27 protein-coding genes and 1 tRNA gene are annotated in these 18,079 nt (G+C 63.1%); 10 read left to right on the top strand and 18 right to left on the bottom strand.

The genetic code is table 11. The features are described from left to right. Positions 1–5: 5 nt before the first annotated feature. The 16 genes from J2X67_RS03405 to J2X67_RS03330 all read right to left on the bottom strand — a co-directional run bounded on the left by J2X67_RS03405 (position 6) and on the right by J2X67_RS03330 (position 12,018). The gene (locus tag J2X67_RS03405) at positions 6–914 is read right to left on the bottom strand and encodes a type II secretion system F family protein (RefSeq protein ID WP_309950534.1); all 909 of its coding nucleotides are present in this window, start codon (positions 912–914) and stop codon (positions 6–8) included. A gap of 12 nt (positions 915–926) precedes the next feature. Next, positions 927–1,919 (bottom strand): type II secretion system F family protein, encoded by a 993-nt coding sequence (locus J2X67_RS03400; protein ID WP_309950533.1) that lies wholly within the window; start codon positions 1,917–1,919, stop codon positions 927–929. 10 nt (positions 1,920–1,929) lie between these two features. Next, positions 1,930–3,303 carry a CpaF family protein gene (locus tag J2X67_RS03395; RefSeq protein WP_309950532.1) on the bottom strand — a complete coding sequence of 458 codons (1,374 nt, stop codon included), beginning with the start codon at positions 3,301–3,303 and terminating at the stop codon, positions 1,930–1,932. A gap of 54 nt (positions 3,304–3,357) precedes the next feature. Continuing rightward, positions 3,358–4,509: an AAA family ATPase gene (locus J2X67_RS03390; RefSeq protein ID WP_309950531.1), complete on the bottom strand. Its 1,152-nt coding sequence runs from the start codon at positions 4,507–4,509 to the stop codon at positions 3,358–3,360. A gap of 18 nt (positions 4,510–4,527) precedes the next feature. After that, the gene (locus J2X67_RS03385; RefSeq protein WP_309950530.1) at positions 4,528–4,956 is read right to left on the bottom strand and encodes a TadE/TadG family type IV pilus assembly protein; all 429 of its coding nucleotides are present in this window, start codon (positions 4,954–4,956) and stop codon (positions 4,528–4,530) included. Beyond that, the gene (locus J2X67_RS03380; protein ID WP_309950529.1) at positions 4,953–5,414 is read right to left on the bottom strand and encodes a TadE/TadG family type IV pilus assembly protein; all 462 of its coding nucleotides are present in this window, start codon (positions 5,412–5,414) and stop codon (positions 4,953–4,955) included. Before J2X67_RS03380 ends, J2X67_RS03385 begins: the two co-directional genes overlap by 4 nt. Before the next feature lie 4 nt (positions 5,415–5,418). Next, on the bottom strand, positions 5,419–6,642 hold the full coding sequence (locus J2X67_RS03375; protein ID WP_309950528.1) for a pilus assembly protein: 1,224 nt from the start codon (positions 6,640–6,642) through the stop codon (positions 5,419–5,421). A gap of 46 nt (positions 6,643–6,688) precedes the next feature. After that, complete coding sequence (locus J2X67_RS03370) at positions 6,689–6,865, bottom strand: Flp family type IVb pilin (RefSeq protein WP_309950527.1); 177 nt, start codon at positions 6,863–6,865, stop codon at positions 6,689–6,691. A 79-nt stretch (positions 6,866–6,944) separates the two neighbouring features. Next, on the bottom strand, positions 6,945–7,127 hold the full coding sequence (locus J2X67_RS03365; protein WP_309950525.1) for a Flp family type IVb pilin: 183 nt from the start codon (positions 7,125–7,127) through the stop codon (positions 6,945–6,947). An 83-nt stretch (positions 7,128–7,210) separates the two neighbouring features. Beyond that, positions 7,211–7,420, bottom strand: coding sequence for a Flp family type IVb pilin (locus J2X67_RS03360; RefSeq protein WP_309950524.1), 210 nt, complete (start codon positions 7,418–7,420; stop codon positions 7,211–7,213). A 128-nt stretch (positions 7,421–7,548) separates the two neighbouring features. Beyond that, on the bottom strand, positions 7,549–7,830 hold the full coding sequence (locus J2X67_RS03355) for a hypothetical protein (protein WP_309950523.1): 282 nt from the start codon (positions 7,828–7,830) through the stop codon (positions 7,549–7,551). 20 nt (positions 7,831–7,850) lie between these two features. After that, positions 7,851–9,362 (bottom strand): type II and III secretion system protein family protein, encoded by a 1,512-nt coding sequence (locus J2X67_RS03350; protein WP_309950522.1) that lies wholly within the window; start codon positions 9,360–9,362, stop codon positions 7,851–7,853. Positions 9,363–9,386: 24 nt separating this feature from the next. Then, the gene (cpaB, locus tag J2X67_RS03345) at positions 9,387–10,229 is read right to left on the bottom strand and encodes a Flp pilus assembly protein CpaB (RefSeq protein ID WP_309950520.1); all 843 of its coding nucleotides are present in this window, start codon (positions 10,227–10,229) and stop codon (positions 9,387–9,389) included. A gap of 42 nt (positions 10,230–10,271) precedes the next feature. Next, complete coding sequence (locus J2X67_RS03340) at positions 10,272–10,856, bottom strand: prepilin peptidase (RefSeq protein WP_309950519.1); 585 nt, start codon at positions 10,854–10,856, stop codon at positions 10,272–10,274. A gap of 36 nt (positions 10,857–10,892) precedes the next feature. Then, positions 10,893–11,039 (bottom strand): hypothetical protein, encoded by a 147-nt coding sequence (locus J2X67_RS03335; RefSeq protein WP_309950517.1) that lies wholly within the window; start codon positions 11,037–11,039, stop codon positions 10,893–10,895. 268 nt (positions 11,040–11,307) lie between these two features. Then, positions 11,308–12,018 carry an SDR family NAD(P)-dependent oxidoreductase gene (locus tag J2X67_RS03330; RefSeq protein ID WP_309950515.1) on the bottom strand — a complete coding sequence of 237 codons (711 nt, stop codon included), beginning with the start codon at positions 12,016–12,018 and terminating at the stop codon, positions 11,308–11,310. Between the two features lie 136 nt (positions 12,019–12,154). On the opposite strand from J2X67_RS03330, the gene J2X67_RS03325 reads away from it, so the two are divergent. Next, positions 12,155–12,230 (top strand) — tRNA-Lys (locus J2X67_RS03325). Positions 12,231–12,381: 151 nt separating this feature from the next. Further along, positions 12,382–12,810 (top strand): hypothetical protein, encoded by a 429-nt coding sequence (locus J2X67_RS03320; RefSeq protein WP_309950513.1) that lies wholly within the window; start codon positions 12,382–12,384, stop codon positions 12,808–12,810. A 102-nt stretch (positions 12,811–12,912) separates the two neighbouring features. Here the strand turns inward: J2X67_RS03320 and J2X67_RS03315 are convergent, their stop codons facing one another. Then, complete coding sequence (locus J2X67_RS03315; protein WP_309950511.1) at positions 12,913–13,536, bottom strand: RNA ligase family protein; 624 nt, start codon at positions 13,534–13,536, stop codon at positions 12,913–12,915. A gap of 83 nt (positions 13,537–13,619) precedes the next feature. Here J2X67_RS03315 and J2X67_RS03310 point away from each other — a divergent pair, with 83 nt between their 5' ends. From J2X67_RS03310 to J2X67_RS03300, 3 genes are all read left to right on the top strand, one after another. After that, a complete protein-coding gene (locus tag J2X67_RS03310; protein WP_309950510.1) occupies positions 13,620–13,871 on the top strand; it encodes a hypothetical protein in 252 nt (83 codons plus the stop codon). Positions 13,872–14,001: 130 nt separating this feature from the next. Then, positions 14,002–14,184: a DUF3606 domain-containing protein gene (locus J2X67_RS03305; RefSeq protein ID WP_309950508.1), complete on the top strand. Its 183-nt coding sequence runs from the start codon at positions 14,002–14,004 to the stop codon at positions 14,182–14,184. Beyond that, entirely contained in the window at positions 14,181–14,435 is a 255-nt protein-coding gene (locus J2X67_RS03300) for a hypothetical protein (RefSeq protein ID WP_309950506.1), read from the top strand. The genes J2X67_RS03305 and J2X67_RS03300 overlap by 4 nt, the downstream gene beginning before the upstream one ends. A 7-nt stretch (positions 14,436–14,442) precedes the next feature. Here J2X67_RS03300 and J2X67_RS03295 read toward each other — a convergent pair whose 3' ends face one another. Continuing rightward, positions 14,443–15,195: an SOS response-associated peptidase family protein gene (locus J2X67_RS03295; protein WP_309950505.1), complete on the bottom strand. Its 753-nt coding sequence runs from the start codon at positions 15,193–15,195 to the stop codon at positions 14,443–14,445. Between the two features lie 464 nt (positions 15,196–15,659). Here J2X67_RS03295 and J2X67_RS03290 point away from each other — a divergent pair, with 464 nt between their 5' ends. The 5 genes from J2X67_RS03290 (at position 15,660) to J2X67_RS03270 (ending at position 17,991) form a co-directional block, all read left to right on the top strand. Next, positions 15,660–16,058, top strand: a complete 399-nt coding sequence (locus tag J2X67_RS03290; RefSeq protein WP_309950504.1) for a hypothetical protein — start codon at positions 15,660–15,662, stop codon at positions 16,056–16,058. Between the two features lie 352 nt (positions 16,059–16,410). After that, a complete protein-coding gene (locus J2X67_RS03285) occupies positions 16,411–16,629 on the top strand; it encodes a hypothetical protein (protein ID WP_309950503.1) in 219 nt (72 codons plus the stop codon). A 10-nt stretch (positions 16,630–16,639) separates the two neighbouring features. Beyond that, the gene (locus J2X67_RS03280) at positions 16,640–16,885 is read left to right on the top strand and encodes a hypothetical protein (RefSeq protein WP_309950501.1); all 246 of its coding nucleotides are present in this window, start codon (positions 16,640–16,642) and stop codon (positions 16,883–16,885) included. 29 nt (positions 16,886–16,914) lie between these two features. Next, positions 16,915–17,424 carry a thermonuclease family protein gene (locus J2X67_RS03275; RefSeq protein ID WP_409050459.1) on the top strand — a complete coding sequence of 170 codons (510 nt, stop codon included), beginning with the start codon at positions 16,915–16,917 and terminating at the stop codon, positions 17,422–17,424. A gap of 57 nt (positions 17,425–17,481) precedes the next feature. Beyond that, positions 17,482–17,991: a DUF3592 domain-containing protein gene (locus J2X67_RS03270; RefSeq protein ID WP_309950498.1), complete on the top strand. Its 510-nt coding sequence runs from the start codon at positions 17,482–17,484 to the stop codon at positions 17,989–17,991. Positions 17,992–18,079 lie beyond the last annotated feature (88 nt).

The raw sequence follows: 18,079 nt of genomic DNA, 5'->3' as shown, positions 1-18,079 counted from the left end.
GGGGCTCAGTTTCCGCCCCCGAGCATGGGCCCGATGATGCGGACCATACGAATGGCCGCCGGCGTGAGGATGACCGCGGAGATGCACGGAAAGATGCACAGCACCAGCGGCAACAGCATCTTGGTTGGTACCTTCGCCGCAAGCTCTTCCGCACGAACCTGGCGCTTGTGGCGCAGGTCGCCCGAAAACACGCGCAGAGATTCGCCAATGCTGGTGCCGAACCGGTCCGCCTGGGTCAGCATGGTGGCGAAGGTTCCGATTTCTTCCACGCCAGTGCGAAGCGCCAGGTTGCGCAATGACTTCTCGCGCGTGCCGCCCGCACGCATCTCGAGATTGGTCCAGTGCAGTTCCTGCGCCAGGGCCTCGCTCTTGACGCGGATCTCCTCTGTCACCTTGACCAACGCGGCGTCGAGCCCCAGCCCCGCCTCGACGCACACCAGCATCAAGTCGGCGGCATCGGGAAAGTTCTCGAAGATCTCGCGCTGGCGTCCCCTGATCATCATGCGCAGCACGATGTTGGGCAGGTAGCAACCGAACAAGGCCACCATAGCCAGCCACAGCAAAGTCGTGACTCCATCGTCCGCGCCTGCCGCGCGTACTGCAACAAAAGCCAAGCCCGCAAGGCCCAGCGGCAGCAGCGTCTTCAAGCCAAAGTAGAAAAGGCTCGCGTCCGGATGGCGAATGCCCGCGTTCAGAAACTTCAGGCGCAGGGGCGACGTTTCGCCCTCACCCGTGGGCGAAGACAGCTGGGCGAAGGGGCCGACGATCTTCACGGCGGTTTCGGTCCAGGCCGACTTGCCTGATGAAGGCGTCACGGCCCGCAAGCGCTGCTCGGTGCGCGTGGGCAGCATCCAGACTGCGAATCCGCCGACGGCAAGGGACACGGCAACAAAAACGAGGATGGGAAGCAGCATGGCATTTCTCCTTCAGACACGGATCTTCACGATCTTGCGCAGGATCAGCACGCCAACCGCCATCAGGGCCAGCATGTACTTGACGGCCGTAATGCCGATCGGATCGGTCCATAGCGGCGACATGAACTCCGGATTGAAGGCGTTCAGGAGCGCCACCAGGGCAAGAGGCATCAGGCCAAGAATCCAGGCCGACAAGCGCCCTTCCGCAGACAGTACCCGTACCCGCGCCAGCAGCTTGAGGCGATCGCGGATGAGCTTGCTCAGGTTACCGAGCACCTCGGTCAGGTTGCCGCCCGAGTCGCGCTGGATCAGCACCGACACAACAAAGTAGCGAAGGTCGGTGAGCGGCACACGCTCGCTCATATTGGTGAGCGCCTGCTGCAGCGAAACGCCGAAGCCCACCTCGTCGGCCACCATGCGGAACTCTCCCGCGATGGGCTCGGACATTTCTTCGCCGATCATCTGCACGCTGGTTGCGAACGAATGGCCCGCGCGCAGTGCGCGCGTTACCAGGTCGAGTGCGTCCGGCAGTTGCCGCTCGAGATGCGCCAGGCGGCGGCCGCGCCGATGGTTCAGGTAGAACAGGGGCACCGTCGCGCCAGCGACGGCTACCAGCATGGCAATCCAGGCAGGCTGGTTTGCAAGCGACACCATCGCCATGAAAACGACCATGCCGGACAGGAGGCATGCGAGCAGCACGTGCGACACAGTCCACTCCAGCCCGGCCTGGAGAATGAAGCGGTCCAGGCGGTGGGCTCGAGGAAGCTTGAGCAGAACGCGCTGCATCCATGGTGCCTCGCTGAGCACGCGGTCCTTCACAAGCCTTGCCTGCGCAATGCGGTCGGTAGCTGCCGAAAGCGCCTGCAGCCGCTTGCCGATTTTCTGCGCCTCGGGCCCGCGGTACGCGCGCCAAAGCATATAGAGCCCTTCGATCACCAGCAGCACCGTCACGAAGACCAGCACGGACAGGGTAATGAGCGTGTCGCCAACCAGGTTCTGGAACATGACGGCCTCCTTATTCGTAGTGCTTGTCGGGATCGAACATGGTGTCGGGCAGCACCACGCCGAAAGAGTGCAGGCGCTCGACGAATTTCGGCCTGACACCCGTGGCGTGGAAGTAACCGCGCACGCGGCCGTCGGGCCCCATGCCCGTCTGGCGGAAAGCGAAGATCTCTTGCATGGTGACCACCTCGCCTTCCATGCCGGTGATCTCCTGGATGCTGGTGACCTTGCGCCGGCCGTCCACCAGGCGCAGGACCTGGACCACGACGGTAATGGCCGATGCGATCTGCTGGCGCACCGAATGATGAGGAAGATTCAGGTTGGCCATGCTGATCATGTTCTCCAGCCGTGCCAGGGCATCGCGCGGGCTGTTGGCGTGGATGGTGGTCAACGAACCTTCGTGGCCGGTGTTCATGGCCTGCAGCATGTCGACCGCCTCGGCGCCACGCACCTCGCCGATGACGATGCGGTCGGGCCGCATGCGCAGTGCGTTGCGCACCAGCGCGCGCTGCGTGATCTCGCCCTTGCCCTCGATGTTCATCGGGCGGGTTTCCATACGGGCGACGTGCGGCTGCTGCAACTGGAGCTCGGCCGCGTCCTCGATGGTAATGATGCGTTCGGTGGCGGGAATGAAGCCCGAGAGAATGTTCAGCAGCGTCGTCTTGCCGGCACCGGTGCCACCAGAAATCAGCATGTTGATCTTCGAGCTGGCGAGCCCTTCGAGCATCAGGCCCATCTGCGGCGTGAGCGTCTTGAGGTCGTCCACCAGGTTTTCCATCTTCAGCGGAATTTTCGCGAAGCGCCGAATCGACATCATCGGGCCGTCCAGCGCAACGGGCGCCACCACCGCATTGACGCGCGATCCGTCCGGCAAGCGTGCATCGACCATCGGGCTGGATTCGTCGATGCGCCTGCCCACCAGCGAGACGATCTTGTCGATGATGCGCAGCAGATGCTTCTCATCGGTAAAGCTCACGTCCGTCAGCTCCAGCCGGCCCTTGCGCTCGACATAGATCTGGTCGTGGGAGTTGACCAGGATGTCCGACACCGTGGGGTCGGCCATCAGCAGCTCGATGGGGCCGAAGCCGAGCATCTCGTGCTGGATGTCGCGTATCAGCGTACGCCGCTCGATGTCGTTCAGCGCCTCGGGCTCTTCCTGCAGCAGCCGCGCGACCATCGTGGAGATTTCCTGGCGCAGCACCTCGGGCTTCAGGGTTTCGAGCACCGCCAGGTCGAACCTGTCGAGCAGCTTCAGGTGCATGCGCTCCTTCAGGAGCTTGTAGGCGTCCGAGGCAAAGGACGAAAGCGGTGCGTCGGCCACTGGCAGGGCCGTCGGCCGCGCGACCGGCTCGGCTTCGATCGCATTGAGCTGTTCTCTGAATGACATGTGGACCTGCCTTGCTGTTGGAGGAGGAAGAAGATTCGTGAGGACGCTGCGGGGTCAGGCCCGCCGGAAGAGCCGGCCGATGAAGCCCGGCGCTTCCTTCTGGCGTGGGCTGAGCGTGTGGGCAATTTCCACCAGCCGCTTGCAAAGTGCGCTGCCGCGTGCCATTTCCGCGAGGGGAACGCCGCGGTTTATCGAGGCGTCCACGTCCTTGCCGCCGTCGGGCACGCTGACCAGCGTGGCTCCGCCGAGCGAACGGCGCATGTCGGACAAGCCGATTTCCGTGCCGCCGGCGCTGCGGTTGACGAGCAGCTCGACCTTGCCGGCCGCGTAGCCTAGCGACTTGAACATCTGCATGAGCCGGGTCACATTGCGGATGTGCGGCAGGCTGGGCTGGAGCACCGGAAAGATGCGGTCCGCGCGGTCCATCACGCGGATGGCGAGAGGATCGATGCGCAGGCCCAGGTCGAACAGCACGAAGTCGTACTGCGCCACTGCCACCTGCAAGATTGCATCGATGTGCTCGGCCTTGACCTCCAGGGCGCGCGAAAGGTCTTCGGGGGCGGCAAGAATGCTGAAGCCCGGCGCCACCTTTACCGTGCTTGCAGCAAGCAACGAGGCATCGAGCCGGCCGATGTCCCTTGCGACGTCGGCCACGGTGGAGGTGGCGCGCAGGTCGCACACATAGGAAAGCGCATCGCCGAACTGCAGGTTCAGGTCGATCAGCAGCACTGAACGGCGCATGGAGAGCTGATGGCCGATGTTGGTCGCAAGAAAGGTGGCGCCGCTACCGCCCTTGCACGGTATGAAGGCAACCACTTGGCCGGGCTCGCGCGCCTGCGTGCCGGCCATCTTGAGTGCGATGCGTTCCACGGCCGCCTCGAGCGCGGCAGGCTCCGGCGGCGAAGGCAGCACTTCGCGCACGCCCGAGCGCATGGCAAGAATCAGGAACTCGGGCGTCTGCATCGCACACAGCAGCACCACCGCAATCGAGGGATGGCGCATCGTGAGCTGCTCCACCATTGCAATCTCCTGGGGGTCGCAGCACATGCCGTCCACGAGCAGGAGCTCAGGCGCCGATCGCTCGACCACCCATTGCATGCGGCTCTTTCCGCCTTCGAAGGACGAGACCACATGGGAGCGCGCTTCGAGCACCTTGCGCATGTCCTGCAGGTGGCTGGGATTGGGGGAGATGATGGAGATCTTCATGGCTGGTTCCGTTTCGCACTACGAGCAGATGGTCGGGCTGTGAGGGTCCTTGCGCATGACTTCGCGCGGCAGGAAGGTCGAAAAACTCGGCATCGGGATCAGCGGCGCGGCCGCCCCGACGATGGGCGAAATCCATTGGTAGTTGAGTCCGGTAATGCCCACCGTGACGCCCTGGCAGGTGGCGGCCGTGCAGCTCGCCGGCGTCCAGGCCACGCTCACCGCGGTAATCTGCGGCAGCAAGGCCTGCATGCGGGCCAGCACCACCGCCTGCTGGGCGGTGTCGTCGCACACCACCGCGTAGCGCGCGCCGGCGCGCGTGGCCTCGCTGGCCATGCTCCACGTGAACAGCATGCGTGCAAAGTCCACAATGCCCAGCAGCAGCATGAGAAAGATGAGCAGGCCCAGGGCAAACTCGACGGTGGTTGCCCCTGATGTGCGGTGTCTCATGACGGAGCCCTCATGGTGGCGGTGATGTCGCTGAAAACGATGTTGCCGTTCGCATTGGCAAACACCACGCCCATCACCGACGGAAAGAGCGAATGGAAGCTGTAGCTGCTGATGCGCACCGTCACGGTAGTGATGAGCGGGCTCGCCCCCGCTGCCTGCCAGGTGCAGCAGGTGCCTGCAGGCACATTCGAAAGGCTCAGGCCACGCGCAAGCGGGGTGCCGGTGCCGGCAATGTTGCCGAACACCATCAGGTTGCGCGCCTCGGTGATGTGGGTGCCCGGCGTCTGGACCGACAGGTAGCGAACTGCGTCCCGTGTCGACTTGACGACCAGGTTGTATTCGTACATTGCCCGGCCGAACTCGGTCGTGATGAACGTGAGCAGCAGCAGAAGCGGCGTGATGAGCGCCAACTCGATCAGCGCGGCGCCGCGCTGCCTGTGGTTCGAAATTCTTTTCATCGCTTCACCTCACCAGAACGGGTACCAGCGGCCCCGCCGTACCACCGGCGAGCCCGCTCGTTGTGCAAGGGCTGCCGGCTGCACCGGCGTTGCCGCGGAACTCCAGCCATGTGTCGCTCATGGGAATGGTCAGTGGCTGCAGCATCAGCATGCAGGCGTAGTCGACCACCCGCCCGCTGCCGTCGATCACCGGAACCGTGACGATGCGCCGGTCGAGGCCATACTGCTTGTGGCCTCCGGCAACGTTGCCTGACGCGGCCAGCTTCTGGAAGCTGTTGAGCGAGAGTCCGGTGAGGTCTTCGCAGTCCTTCACCTTGCCGGTGGCGGCACAGGAGGCAAAGGCAGCGCGCTTGGCCTGAAAGTCGCCGAAGGCGTTGGACTGGGCGGGCCAGGTGGCCGCGGTATAGGCGTAGCCCGTGTAGTCCGGCCGTTGCACGCTCGGATCGCCGCTGTTCTTGTAGATGCCGAAGCGCTGGTTCCACACGTCGACCACCGAGGTTTGCACACCGGGGGTGCCTAGCTTGTCGCCTACCTTCGTTCCGCAGTGGTTGTCGAGTTCGGATTCGGTTTCCGACGCGCTGTTGCTGCCGTCGAGATTGGCCCAGCCGATCTCGCCGCCGGCAGATGCGTTCTGCGCCTGGATGAGCTTGACCCAGTCGCCGACGTTGAGCCCGTAGTTCGGTGCTACGCCTCCTGCCTTCGGCTTGAGTGCGACGGGGATCGGGCAGGTGGTTTGTGCACTGGCGCGTGTGGCCACTGCGCTGGCCAGGACACTGCCAGTCGCTGGATAGGCGGCGGCGTTGCCGGAGAAGGCGCCCATGGCCTTCATGAGCCAGATGGCGATGTTGGGCTGCGTGTGCACGCACTGCGCATAAGTAGCGACCGCGGAGTTGACTGTAGGCGCATAGGAGGCGTCGCGAAAAGTGATGTCGGCGACGATCAGCTGGCCCTGCCCGCTCCAGGTGGCAGATTGCATGTTGACCCGGTTCGCGTTGCCCGCGGTCTGGCCCGCGCTCTGGGCCCGCGTGATTGCGGTGCCCTGCTGGTCGAGCTCGCGCGCGGCAGCCAATGCGCAGCTGTCCACAGCGGTCTGCAACTCTGTCCTGACGACGAACAGATGGCCGAAGTCCAATGCAATGCCCATGAATCCGAGGAGAAACAGCAGGACCAATGCAGTAGTAATGATCATCGCGCCGCGTTGGCGCCGGCCGGGAGTTTGGGCTTGCATGATCGGCTTCCTATGCGGTGGTGTCGGTTCGGAAAAGCTCGACGCTTCAGTCGCAGTCCACGCCGGCGAGACAGATGAAAACGCGATCGACGACGTCGCTCAGACCGGTGCCTGTTGCCAGTGGCTGCAGTGCGATGATCAGCAGGATCGAGATCACCGCAATGAGCAGTGCGTACTCCACCACCTGGGCGCCGGTTTCCTCCCAGAGGAATGACTTGAACATGATGAGTACCTCGCTTTTTTTTACTGAATGCCGCTTGAAGGGTGAGCAGCGGGTAAACAAGCCGCCCACCTCCAGCCGTTTATGCGCAGGGTCCGGTCCCCTTGAGGCAGTCGCCTACGTTGGTGATGAAGGTAGAGAAGCTGCCTCCGTTGGCGGTGAGCACCTTCAGTGCAACAACCAGCGCGATGGAGACGACGGCGATGATCAGCGCGTATTCGATGACTTGAGCGCCGCTCTCGTCCTTCAGGAATGACTTGAACATGGTGAGTACCTCGTTTCTGGATTGAATGGACGGTGGGAACAGCGGAAGCGGGCAACGTTCTGCCCGCTTCGCCCTCGAGTTGCTCAGGGGCAAGTGGTCGTCGTGAGGCACTTGGTCACTGTTGCGATGAAGGTCGAGAAGCCGCCGCCATTTGCGGTAAGCCCCTTCAAGGCAACAACCAGGGCGATCGAGACGACCGCAATGATCAGCGCGTACTCGATGACTTGGGCTCCATCGTCGTCGCGCAGAAAGTTGCGGGTGTATTGGCCAATGGCCGTCAGGACGTTGTTCATGAGTTCTTCCTTAAAAATTTTGAAATGAACGAATGGATTTCGTTGGTTCGTCAAGCAGGTTGGGAGAATGAGTTGTTGCAGTTCGTGGCGCGCTCCTTTCAGAACGGGGTTGGTAATGCAAGCAGCGGTTACTTGGCTCCACCGCCAATCGCACCGCCGATGTTGATGACGTTCACCGCCGGAGGCGGCGCCTTGTACGACTCGTGGTACTGCTTCATGGACTCGCCCGCCGAGCGGCCGTCCATGCCGGCAATCGGGTTCCCGTCCTTGCCCGCGTCGGGATTGAGGGTCATCTTCTTCCTGGCGTCGCGCACCGCATCGCCAAAGCGCGCGTCGTAGTTGGGCGTGACGTGTGAGCATCCGGCGCCCAGGAGCAGCGCGAGTGCGAGAGTGGTCGACTTGATGAACATGGTGGTGCTCCTCGCGGGTGTCATTGGGTGTTGCCGGCGGGTGCGGCCGGTGCCGGGGTGGCGCTTTCGAGGCTGCCGTTCAGGTAGACCTCGGCGCGGCTCGGAACGACGTGGTTGTCGGTCGGAACGCGGGGCACCTCGGCCAGCGGCCGAACCAGGCGCGGCGTAATCACGAACATCAGTTCCGTCTGGTCGTTCTGGAACTCGGTGCTGCGGAACAACGCGCCCATCACCGGCACTTCGCCCAGCCCGGGGTAGCGCTTGATCGACTCGGTGACATTGCTCTTGATGAGCCCCGCAATGACGAAGCTCTGGCCGTCGTTGAGCTGAACGGTGGTGTCGGCGCGCCGCACCGTCAGCGAGGGCAGCACGGCGGTGACGCCGGTCACTGTGGTAAATGGCGAGCCGGTCTGCGAGAGGTCCGACACTTCGGAAATCATCTTGAGATTGACTCGGCCGCCGTTGAGCACGGTGGGGGTGAACTTGACCCCGATGCCGAACTCTTTTTCTTCGAGCGTGATGTTCGTTCCGCCGCCGCCGGCGGCACTCTGCGCAACCGGAATGAAGATTTTTCCGCCCGACAGGAAGCTCGCCTGCTGGCCGCTGATGGCCATGATGTTGGGCTCCGCCAGGATGCGCACCAGGCCATCGTCCTTCTGGCCATCGATGCCGATCGACGTGCGGCCGATCCTCAGTGCCTCGATCAGGCCTCCGCCGCCGCTCAGGAAGCTGGAAATCAGCGAGTAGCTGTCGCGCCCGCCGCCGCCTGTGCGGCTCAGGCCGACACGTGCGCCCAGCCGGTCGAGCAGCGTCTTGCTGATTTCGGCAATCTTCACTTCGAGCATGACCTGTTGCGGCGCTGTAACCCGCAGCAGGTTCACGACCTTCTTGCCATCGGCGCCGTAGGCCATGGCCAGGCTCATCACGTCGTCGAGCTTGAGCGCATCGCTGATCTCGCCGGTGAGCACGATCGATTTTTCTGCACTGCGCACGCGGATGCGGCTCTCTTCAGGCATCAACTCGGCCAGCTTCGACTGAAGTGCGCCCGGGTCGATGGTGACGATGACGTCCTTGATGTAGCAGGTGCCGTCGGCGCTTTGCAGTACCACGTTCATCGAGCCGGCCTGCCGTCCGCGAAAGAAGAGATCGTTGGGGCTCAGCAGCATCACGTCGACATCGGCCACGCCGTCGCCTGCATTTGCGGCAGTGGGCGCCGCCGGTGCGGCCTGCCCTGCCGGAGCCGCAGCGGCTGCAGCCGGCGCGCGGTTCGGCGGCTGCCCGCTGACCACGATGCGCGCCACCCGGGCCTTGAGCGGAATGACTACCGACTTGCCCAGCACCGCGTAGGTGGGCTGGTCATCGGGAATGATGGCCGTGCAGCGGCGCGTGGCAGGTGCGGCGGCCGGCGCGGTCGCCGATTGCGCCGCAGCAGGTGCCGGAGCCGGGGCTGCGATCTCCGCGGCAAACCCGGGCATCGCCAGGGCTGTGAGCGCCGCCAACAGCCAGGCGGGTGAAGAAGAGAGATATTGCACTTGTGGTTCCTCCGGACAGGGTGATCAGAAGCAGTTGAGCGAGCGGGCTGCGTGCTGGATCACTTCCACGCACTCCGATTGCCGCAGCGCCACCGGGGCGGTACGCGCCACCCGCACCGGGGCCGGCTGCGCTGCCACCGTGGTGGCAATCGGCAAAATCTCCTTCTCGCCGAACAGCTGGCCCTTGGTGATGCCAGCGGTGGCGACCGTGGTCTTGTCCATCTGGTTGCGCAGCACCAGCGAGAGGGTTCCCACGCTGCGGGCCAGGTCGAGCTTTTCGGAATCTTCGAGCGAGAGCTCCAGCGTGACGGCGCTGACCACCTTGGGCTTGGTGTCGTCGCGGTTGGCCTCTTGCGCCACGGCCAGCACCAGCACTTTTTCGAGCACTGTCTTGCTGATCTGGCGTCCCTCTTCGCCGCTGTTCTTGTCCTGCTGCGCATTGACCATCACGTCGACGTAATTGCCCGGCAGCGCAAAGCCCGCCACGCCGACCACGTCGTTGACCCGCACGGTCATGGCGCGCTTGCCGCTTGCAATGACCGCCGAGAGCCCGCCCTGGGTGCCGACGGGCGCAAGCTTGCCCTCCAGGATGGCCTCGCCGCGCAACACGCCGACCTTGACCACGCGGTCTTCGAGCGACTTGGCATCCGTGAACGAACCTGGCGGCAACGAGCCGCTTGGCCAGTCGACCAGCGAGAGCATCTGCGGGTTGACCCGGCTGCCCAGCTCGATGTCGACAGCGGCGACCACCACTTTGTTGGAAGCGATTCCGCCCTGCCGGGAAACCCAGCCCGCTGCGTAGACCGCGGCCGCCAGGCCGGTCAGGAGGGCCAGCAGAAGCAGCCCGAGCGCCTTGATGTTTTTCATGCGAATCTCCGCCGTGGATGGATGGATGAAGGATGGGACGGGCTAGACAAAGCCCAACTGATGCGCCAGGACCTGTGCAATCGTCCCCACGCAAATGCAGATGCCGTAAGGCAGCTTTCCGATGGATTGCCGCGCGTCGATCGTTCCGTCCGGCCGGATGCCGGCAAGGCCCGAGACGAGGATTCCCTCCGCTGCCCCCTTGACGTTGGCCAGCATGTGGCCGAGCCGGCGCCGGTGAATGGCCACCGCCACGGCCGCAAAGCCGCCGGCAATGCAGGTGAACAGGATGGCCTGCAGCGTCTGGTAGGGTCCGAGAAAGGCGCCGACCATCGCCATCAGCTTGACGTCGCCCGCGCCCATGATCCTCAGCACATAGAACGGCAGCATGATCGCGAAGCCGGTGCCTAGCCCGCCCAGGGCGTTCATTGCGCCAGCCATCGGCGTACGCGCTGCGAAGGTGCCGTAGATGAGCGCGAACACCATGCCGCCGAACGTGAGCCAATTGGGAATGCGATAGAAGCGCACGTCGCTGACCGCGGCCATTACGAGCAGAACGAAGAGCCCGCCCATGCGGAAGTCCGATGCAAGCAACATCAGAAGATCGAGAAAGGCTTCGAATTCCGTCATGGGTCTGTGCTCCGTATGAAGAGGGTCTGTGGCACTTCAGGCGCTGCGCTGTACCGCAAGCAGCAGGAGAAGACACACCACCACCACCAGCGCACCAATCAGCGCAAACTCCATGAACGACTTGCCTGTGTCTTCCCGCAGCAGGTTCGTGAAGCTTCTCGGCAGCGTTTCGAGCGGTTCCATGCGTGTCCCCAGTGAGGTAGCCAACCGGCGCAGCCTGTGGACCGGAGCGGACCAGCAGCGTTTTGCCGTGGAGTCACTGTAGAAATTGCGCCGCCTGCGCACATGAGCGATGCGCACCTTCTGGAGGGAGACAATCGCCCCGCTCCCGCCGACCGCACCCATGACAAAGCGCCTGCCCTCGGCAGCGCGTGCCTTTGCGGCGGCGCAAAGCAAAACGCCCTGGCATTGCGCCAGGGCGTTTGTTCATTCTTGGATCAGATGCCGCGCTTCAGGTATCGAGCGCGAGATGCTGCCCATGCAACGCAGCAGCGGCGGGCGATGCAAGAAAGGCGATGGTTTGCGCAGCGACTGAAGTCGACACCCATTCCGCCGGGTTCGCATCAGGCATGGCCTGGCGGTTGGCCGGCGTGTCGAGCACGCTGGGCGCAACGCTGTTCACGCACACGCCATGCGGCGCGGCCTCGGCCGCCATGGCTTCCACCAGACGCTGCAGCGCGCTCTTCGACGCGATGTACGCGGCCATGGCGGGCAGGCCGCGCGCCGCCACCTTGGCGGTTACGGCAACGATGCGCCCCGCGCCGCGCTCGATCATCGAAGGCAACACCGCCTGCGTGACCGCAACGAAGGACCACGCGTTGAGGTTCATCATGCGGTCCCAGCTTGCACGTGAGAGCGCATGGGTTGCCTCGCCCATCTCGAAGCCCCCGGCAATGTGGACCAGCGCGTCGATACGGCCAAAAGCCTTGAGCGCCTGGGTGGCCAGGTCGGACATGTCGGATGGCGAGGTCACGTCGCCTTCGAGCAGCAAGTGCTGCGAATTGTCCAAGCCTGGGAAGACCTCGGCCAGACGGTCGGCGCGGTGATCGATCAGCGCAAGGCGGGCGCCCTGCTCGATAAAGTGCTGGGCCACCGCCCGGCCCAGCGCACCTGCGGCGCCGGTGATCACGACATGGCGCATGTCGGTGATGGTGTCGATCATGGAAATCTCCTTGGTTGAGGGCAGGCCCGTCGATGATGACGAATCGTACCGCCGCCCCGTACAAAATCGTTGAGCACCAGAATTTTTACGCTATACTTGCGGTCTTGCCTAAAAACGCACAACGTTTTGAGCGCAAGGGCTCTTAGCTCAGTTGGTAGAGCAGCGGACTCTTAATCCGTAGGTCGAGTGTTCGAGTCACTCAGGGCCCACCACCAACAAGCGCAGTAATGCGGGAAAGCCCGCTATCGACCTGATAGCGGGCTTTTTTCATTGCGCTCGAATATGAGACGAGATATGCGACGCGTCTCATATCCAGTGGTCTGCCCGGCAGCCCAAACCCGAAGCCGAAGACCGGCGCACGCTATGCTGTACTTCTTGCAACACGCGAGTACTCAAGACATGCAAAGAAGCCGACTGCTTCGAATAGCCGCCCTCCTCTTGGTGGCTGTCGCAACAAGCGCCAGCGCCCTTAACGCGCCTATAGAGTTTCGGAACGTCAGTGCTGCGAAGGCATGGTTTGCGAAGTCTTACGCCGACTCAGCAATGCGCGAAGAAGCCGTGGCAAACGCCCCCAGAGATTTCGGCAAGATCTACGGCTTCTACGGTTCACGAGGACCCGGCATCGAACAGGTGGAAGCGTGGTACTACGCCTGTGACCGGACCGCCTGCAGCCTGTTTACGATGATTTCGTACACATCCCTATCATCCAAAGAAGAAGAGCCCAAGTTCTCTTTCGAATCTGATTCAATGGTGCTGCGGTACGGCAAAGGCGGAATTTTGATTCTCAAATAGCAGTTGGTCCGACGCGCCCTCAAGCTGGTGTCACCGGCGCCGCAGCCGGATCCTCGACCGGCGACACCCTCAGCGTCGCTTCGTCGAATGTGCAGCGCTGCGTCAGCGCTTGAACCGCTCAGCCGGTACTGCGCCCTTCCGCTTCACCTTCACCCAGTCGCTTGAGCGCACGCCCGGCTGATAGAAGCTGGCCGCCCTCTTCGCCACCAATCCCTCGAGCTTCATTGGGACGACCGCATCCTCGAAGATGCGTGCCGCATCCTTGCCCTCGAAGTGCCCGACGTACATGATCGATGGCAGCGGGCGCTTGAATAGCTTGGCCAGCGCGGCCTTGCGCTTGACCAGCGGCTGCTGTGTCACGTCAACACCTCGGTTCATCAGCAGGTCGAACACGCAATAGACGACATCGGGCCCACCCGCATACCGGCGCCGCCGGCGAGCGCGCTCGTGCAGCAGGTTGAAATCGCTCCGGCCTCGGTCATCGAGCACGCAGACCTCACCGTCGATCACATACGGGCCGTCCTGCACTTTGGCCAAGCTCGCCGCCACCTCGGGAAACCACTTCGTCGCGTCAGCCCCGTTGCGCGTGATCAACCGCACACCGTCATCCAGTTCCGCGAGCAGCCGGTAGCCATCGAACTTGATTTCGCAAATCCACCCCGGCGCCTCCAAGTCGAGCGGCCTCTCGTCGAGCAGCATAGGTCGAAGTTCGTCCAGCTTGAGCATGCAGCCACGCTGCTCCGGAATCCGCCGGCTGGTTGTAAGTCCGAAGCTCTACTTGACCGGATACGCGTAGCATTGCACTGGCGATGAACTACTTCCCTGTGTTCGGGCTTCTGCTGGCGTGTGCGGCCGGAGCGCTGGTGCTCGCCGGGCTGGTCATCATCAGCTGCCTTGTCGCCGCGGCGATGTTTCCCCGCGGCCACCCGTCGGCAGACCGATTGCGAGCATTTGCCGGCAGCTTGCCGCGTTTCGTCGCCCTCGGCTTCACGTTAGTCAGCGAGCTTGGCGTCGTACTTCTCTTGGCGTTCCTCGTGGTTCTGGCGATGGTCTTTTCCTGACCTTGCTGGAGCGGCCGGCGTAGGAGAGCCACTGTCAGGAAAAGGCGGTAAACCGGCATGGCTCCGGCTCATCAATGCTGTCATCTTGGTAATGCGACGGGCCTTCCGCGCGATCACCTGGAGACACAAAATGGCAGACGATACTAAAAAGACCGGGCTTGACCGCAAGCTGATCTCGCTTGAAGAGCCTCACGAGGTGCGCTCGTGGACCGAATCGCTGAAGTGCTCGGAGACCCAGTTGCGCGACGCCGTGAAGGCCGTCGGCAACTCCGCCGACGCGGTGCGCGAATACCTGGCCGGCAGAACCAAATGAGCCACCTCCGGCGGATCGCTGTCCACGTCGACGAGCCGGATCCTGGGCACTTCTTCTGGGTGCTCATGGAAGAAGGCGACGACGCCAGCCAATGGGTAGAACTCGAATCGGCCGATGCGCCCACCGAGATGTGGATCGACGCGTTTCAGGCCGGCTCGGCAGCGCTGCTGCGGTACGTGTCAGACGAGCGCATCGGCCCGCGCGCAGACGGAGAGGATGAAGACCTGCCTCCAATCGGCATCCCACTTTAGCCAGGGCTTACAGGAGCGACGGCTGCTCTGGTGGTGAGGCCTTCGGCGCGGCCGCAGCCTTCTTCTCTTTCGGCGGCAATGGCTCGGGAGTCATCGTCAACAGCTCGGCCGGATACTCCCGCATGAATTCGAACGATTCCTGCGGCGTCGCATCCAGCCACGGTTCGAACTGCGCGGGCGGCAGAATCACGACCATGCGCTTATCCTGCATGTGAGGCGGCCGCTTCGGGTCCGGCCGGTGCATATGCATGAACAGCGGATGCGTATCGGCGTTGATCGTGAGCATCGTGAAGCTCGACTCCCACTCACCCGTCGCCGGGTTCTTCCACGGCGACCACAGGCCGGCCACGCCAATCGCGTCGTCGTTGGCGGCAGTGAACCGCGTCGGGATGGCTTTGCCAGTCCGCCAATCCGGCTCATAGATCGCCTCGCAAGGAATGATGCAGTGCCGCGGCTTCGCCCATGCGTTCTTGAAGCTGGCCAGCTGAGCGACCGTCTCGGTGCGAGCGTTGTACGTCCGCAGGCCGTACTTCACGTCCTTGGCGAAGCCAGGCAACAGGCCGAAGTGCCCGTCGACCATCTCCAGATCCGGCACGGCGTCGTCGCCTGATTCGCGCTCGGGCGGCCGACGGATAAACGGCGCCATCTGAGTTGGATAGATGTGCATGCCGCCCGGCGGCGGCACCCAGTCGGGCGGCAGCTTGATGCCGAATTTTTCCAGCTGGCGGCGTCGCTTTTCGGCTTGGTAGTGGGAGCACATGGCGCATTTTGGGCGCGGCGGCCCGCCGCTGTCCACGTCGCTGTGTAGCCCAATTTACTGTATATTCATCCAGCATGAGAGTCCGAGTTGAGCTGCGCCGGCAGGCGGGCCGTTTCATCGCCCGCTTCCGGAAAACCGAGGGGTTCACTGGCGATCTGACGACCATGCGAAAGATGGTCTGGGACCGGCAAGTGCCGTACCTCACGATCAATTTGGAGCCTCGGCAGGGCCACCCAGGACCTTGCTTGCCGGGCCCCGAGCTTTTTGAAGCCAGGGTGACGGAGGTCTCGGGGGACGTGATCCGCTTTATGGGCTGGGAAATTACGCCCGAGCTGTGCTGGTGCGTACAGGAGTGGGACTGCACGTTGTTGGATGTGCGCGGGAGACGACCTTGAGCAACAAATTGACGGGCGACCAGCCCTGCCAAATACTGAATATCCATCCAATGCCTTCCGGAGTTCACCATGACTGAACCCTCCCCCAAGCTGGCCCCTCACGAATGGGTCAATGCGTTCGCTTCAGAGTGGAATCGGCTTGTCGAAGGTCACTGCGACCTGGAAGCAGTGCACGAGATCGGCTGGACGCTGTCACGAGTGGTCGGCGATCAACCTCCCGAAGCAATCGTGGCCAAATATTTTGAGAACCACGAAGAGCAGGAAGACCCTGCGCGCGATCCCGAGGGTGCATTCACCGACCTCGCGGCAGATCTCGGCATCATCAAGCCGGGGGACCGGCTCGACGATGTGCAGATGGAGTTCGCCTATGGCGTGGTCGACCTGTGCGCAGCAATTGGCGACCGCTACGGTGACAAAGCCTATGGCAACGCCGGAGACCACATCCGCTCGGTGTATGGCCCCGCCTGAATCGACGTTGGCATTCACGTGAGAGTAAAGATGAGGCGCCGCTACCGCGGCGGAACCCAGCTCAGCAAGCGGGAGTTCGTTGATCAGCCATGGGCGTGCGGAATGCTGACGCTGCGGGACGTGGAAGGAAGAATGCAACTCGGGCTGTGGGAGGCGCGTCCAGACACCATACCGCCGCCCCTTGGCATCCTCTGGCGCCCCGAAGTGGTCGCATGTGCAAATGACACCATCAGCTTCGCTGGGACCGAACTGGTCGACGGACGCTGGTGCTATCAAGTCTGGTTCTGCGAGGCCCATAACCTTCCGCCGGCGCTTTCCCTCGAGCTGGTGCAAGCAGCCTCGACAATAAGTCATGAGCCAAACTGAATTCTTTCCTGAGCCCGCCACCATCCTGCGCACGCCATCCTGGCTGGGCCGCAAGGTGCACGAAGACCGCGAACTGCCGCTGGCACTAGGCGACTACAAGGTGACGCCTGGCGACCGCTGGACCGTCACCTCCCTGAAGACCAATGAGATCGTCTACGACGGAATCGGCCCTGTCGAGATCCTGCGCGAGCGCTCAGCGGCCTGAGCAGAAGACGATGGCAACCCTTTTTCTCCCGATGACCGACGCGCTGATCAAGCATTGGAAAGCGCACGGCAACGCTTACCCTCAAAAGTTCATCCTCACGCCGGCCCAGCACAAGGAATACGCGGAGTCCCGTCGCACGGGCATTGGCGGCCCGAAGACCGACTGCAGTGTCCACATGGGCGTGCCGATCGAGATCTCCGAAGGCACGCCCGGCGTAATGGTGGCCGCCGACGGCAGCGAGGTCTCGCTGCAGTGAGGGTGCTCCGCCCTCTCCTTCTGGCCGGCCTGTTATCACTGCCGGTGCTGGCCCAAGCGGCGGAGCCGCGCACATGCTTGGTGGTCGGCGTCAGCGATGGCGACACCATCACCGCGCGCTGCGGCGCCGCGGGCGACTACGAACAGATCAAGGTGCGCTTCAATGGCATCGACGCGCCCGAGAGGAAGCAGCCGTTCGGCCAGCGATCCAAGGAAGCGCTGTCGGATCTCGTCTACATGAAGGAGGCCCAGCTCGACTGCCCGAAGGTCGACCGCTACGGCCGCAGCGTCTGCAAGGTGATGGTGGCGCCAGCCTCCGCGCCAGCCGGCCGCAAGACGCTCGATGTGGGCCTGGCCATGGTCACGCTTGGCATGGCCTGGTGGTATCGCGCCTATTCGCGAGAGCAGACCGCCGAAGAACGCGGGCAATACGAGTTTGCCGAATTCGAAGCGAAAGCCAAGCGGGTCGGCTTGTGGAGGGACGAAGATCCAATGCCCCCATGGAACTGGCGGCAGATGGGCCGTACAGAGCGACCTTAGCGCAGGAGCGCGCATGCATCAGAATCGGCACGCGATTTGCCGCACCATAGGTTCCACATGAAGCTTCTTGCCATTTTTGTAGCGCTCTTTGCCCTTTCCTACTATCTCTTCGGGGCAGAGGAAATTGAAAGGCACCTGACCCACAGGCAGATTGCTCAATCGCCTGGCTTCGCGCCCGCGATCCTTGACGGCATATCGAAGCACGAGGGCAAACGCAAGGGCCACGTCTCCTACTGGGTCAAATACAAATACCAGGTGAGCGGCTCAACGTACCGGATAAGCACATCCAAAACCGACGAAGAGGGAGTGAAGTTTTATATCGGAACTGCGCAGCAGGTTGCATTCGACACCAGAGATCCCTCTGTTGCCGAACTCAAACGCTACTATGACCTCGCGAGGCCGAACGAAACGCTCGCTCAGGTGCTTGTCGTGGTCGGGACGATCTGCGCTGGTATAGCTCTGCCGATCACTCTGTTTCTGGCAGGGTGCTTGTGGTGGCTGCGCAAAGTTCGAGCGAAGATGCCCCTCGTGAGAGAGCCCAGCAAGCCACGCAAGAGCTATCCATAGCCCAGCGAATGCAGCGCCGTCGTGTCTTGGGAGTGCCTCAAGGGCTGACGCACTCCTCCTGTTTTACCCCTCCATTCGGCCTGCTACA

Origin of the sequence: Variovorax sp. 3319, assembly GCF_031456585.1 — a bacterium.
Classification (GTDB): Bacteria; Pseudomonadota; Gammaproteobacteria; order Burkholderiales; family Burkholderiaceae_C; genus Variovorax; species Variovorax paradoxus_P.
The sequence above is the reverse complement of the archived record's forward strand: the minus strand, read 5'-3'. Positions and strand labels throughout refer to the sequence as shown.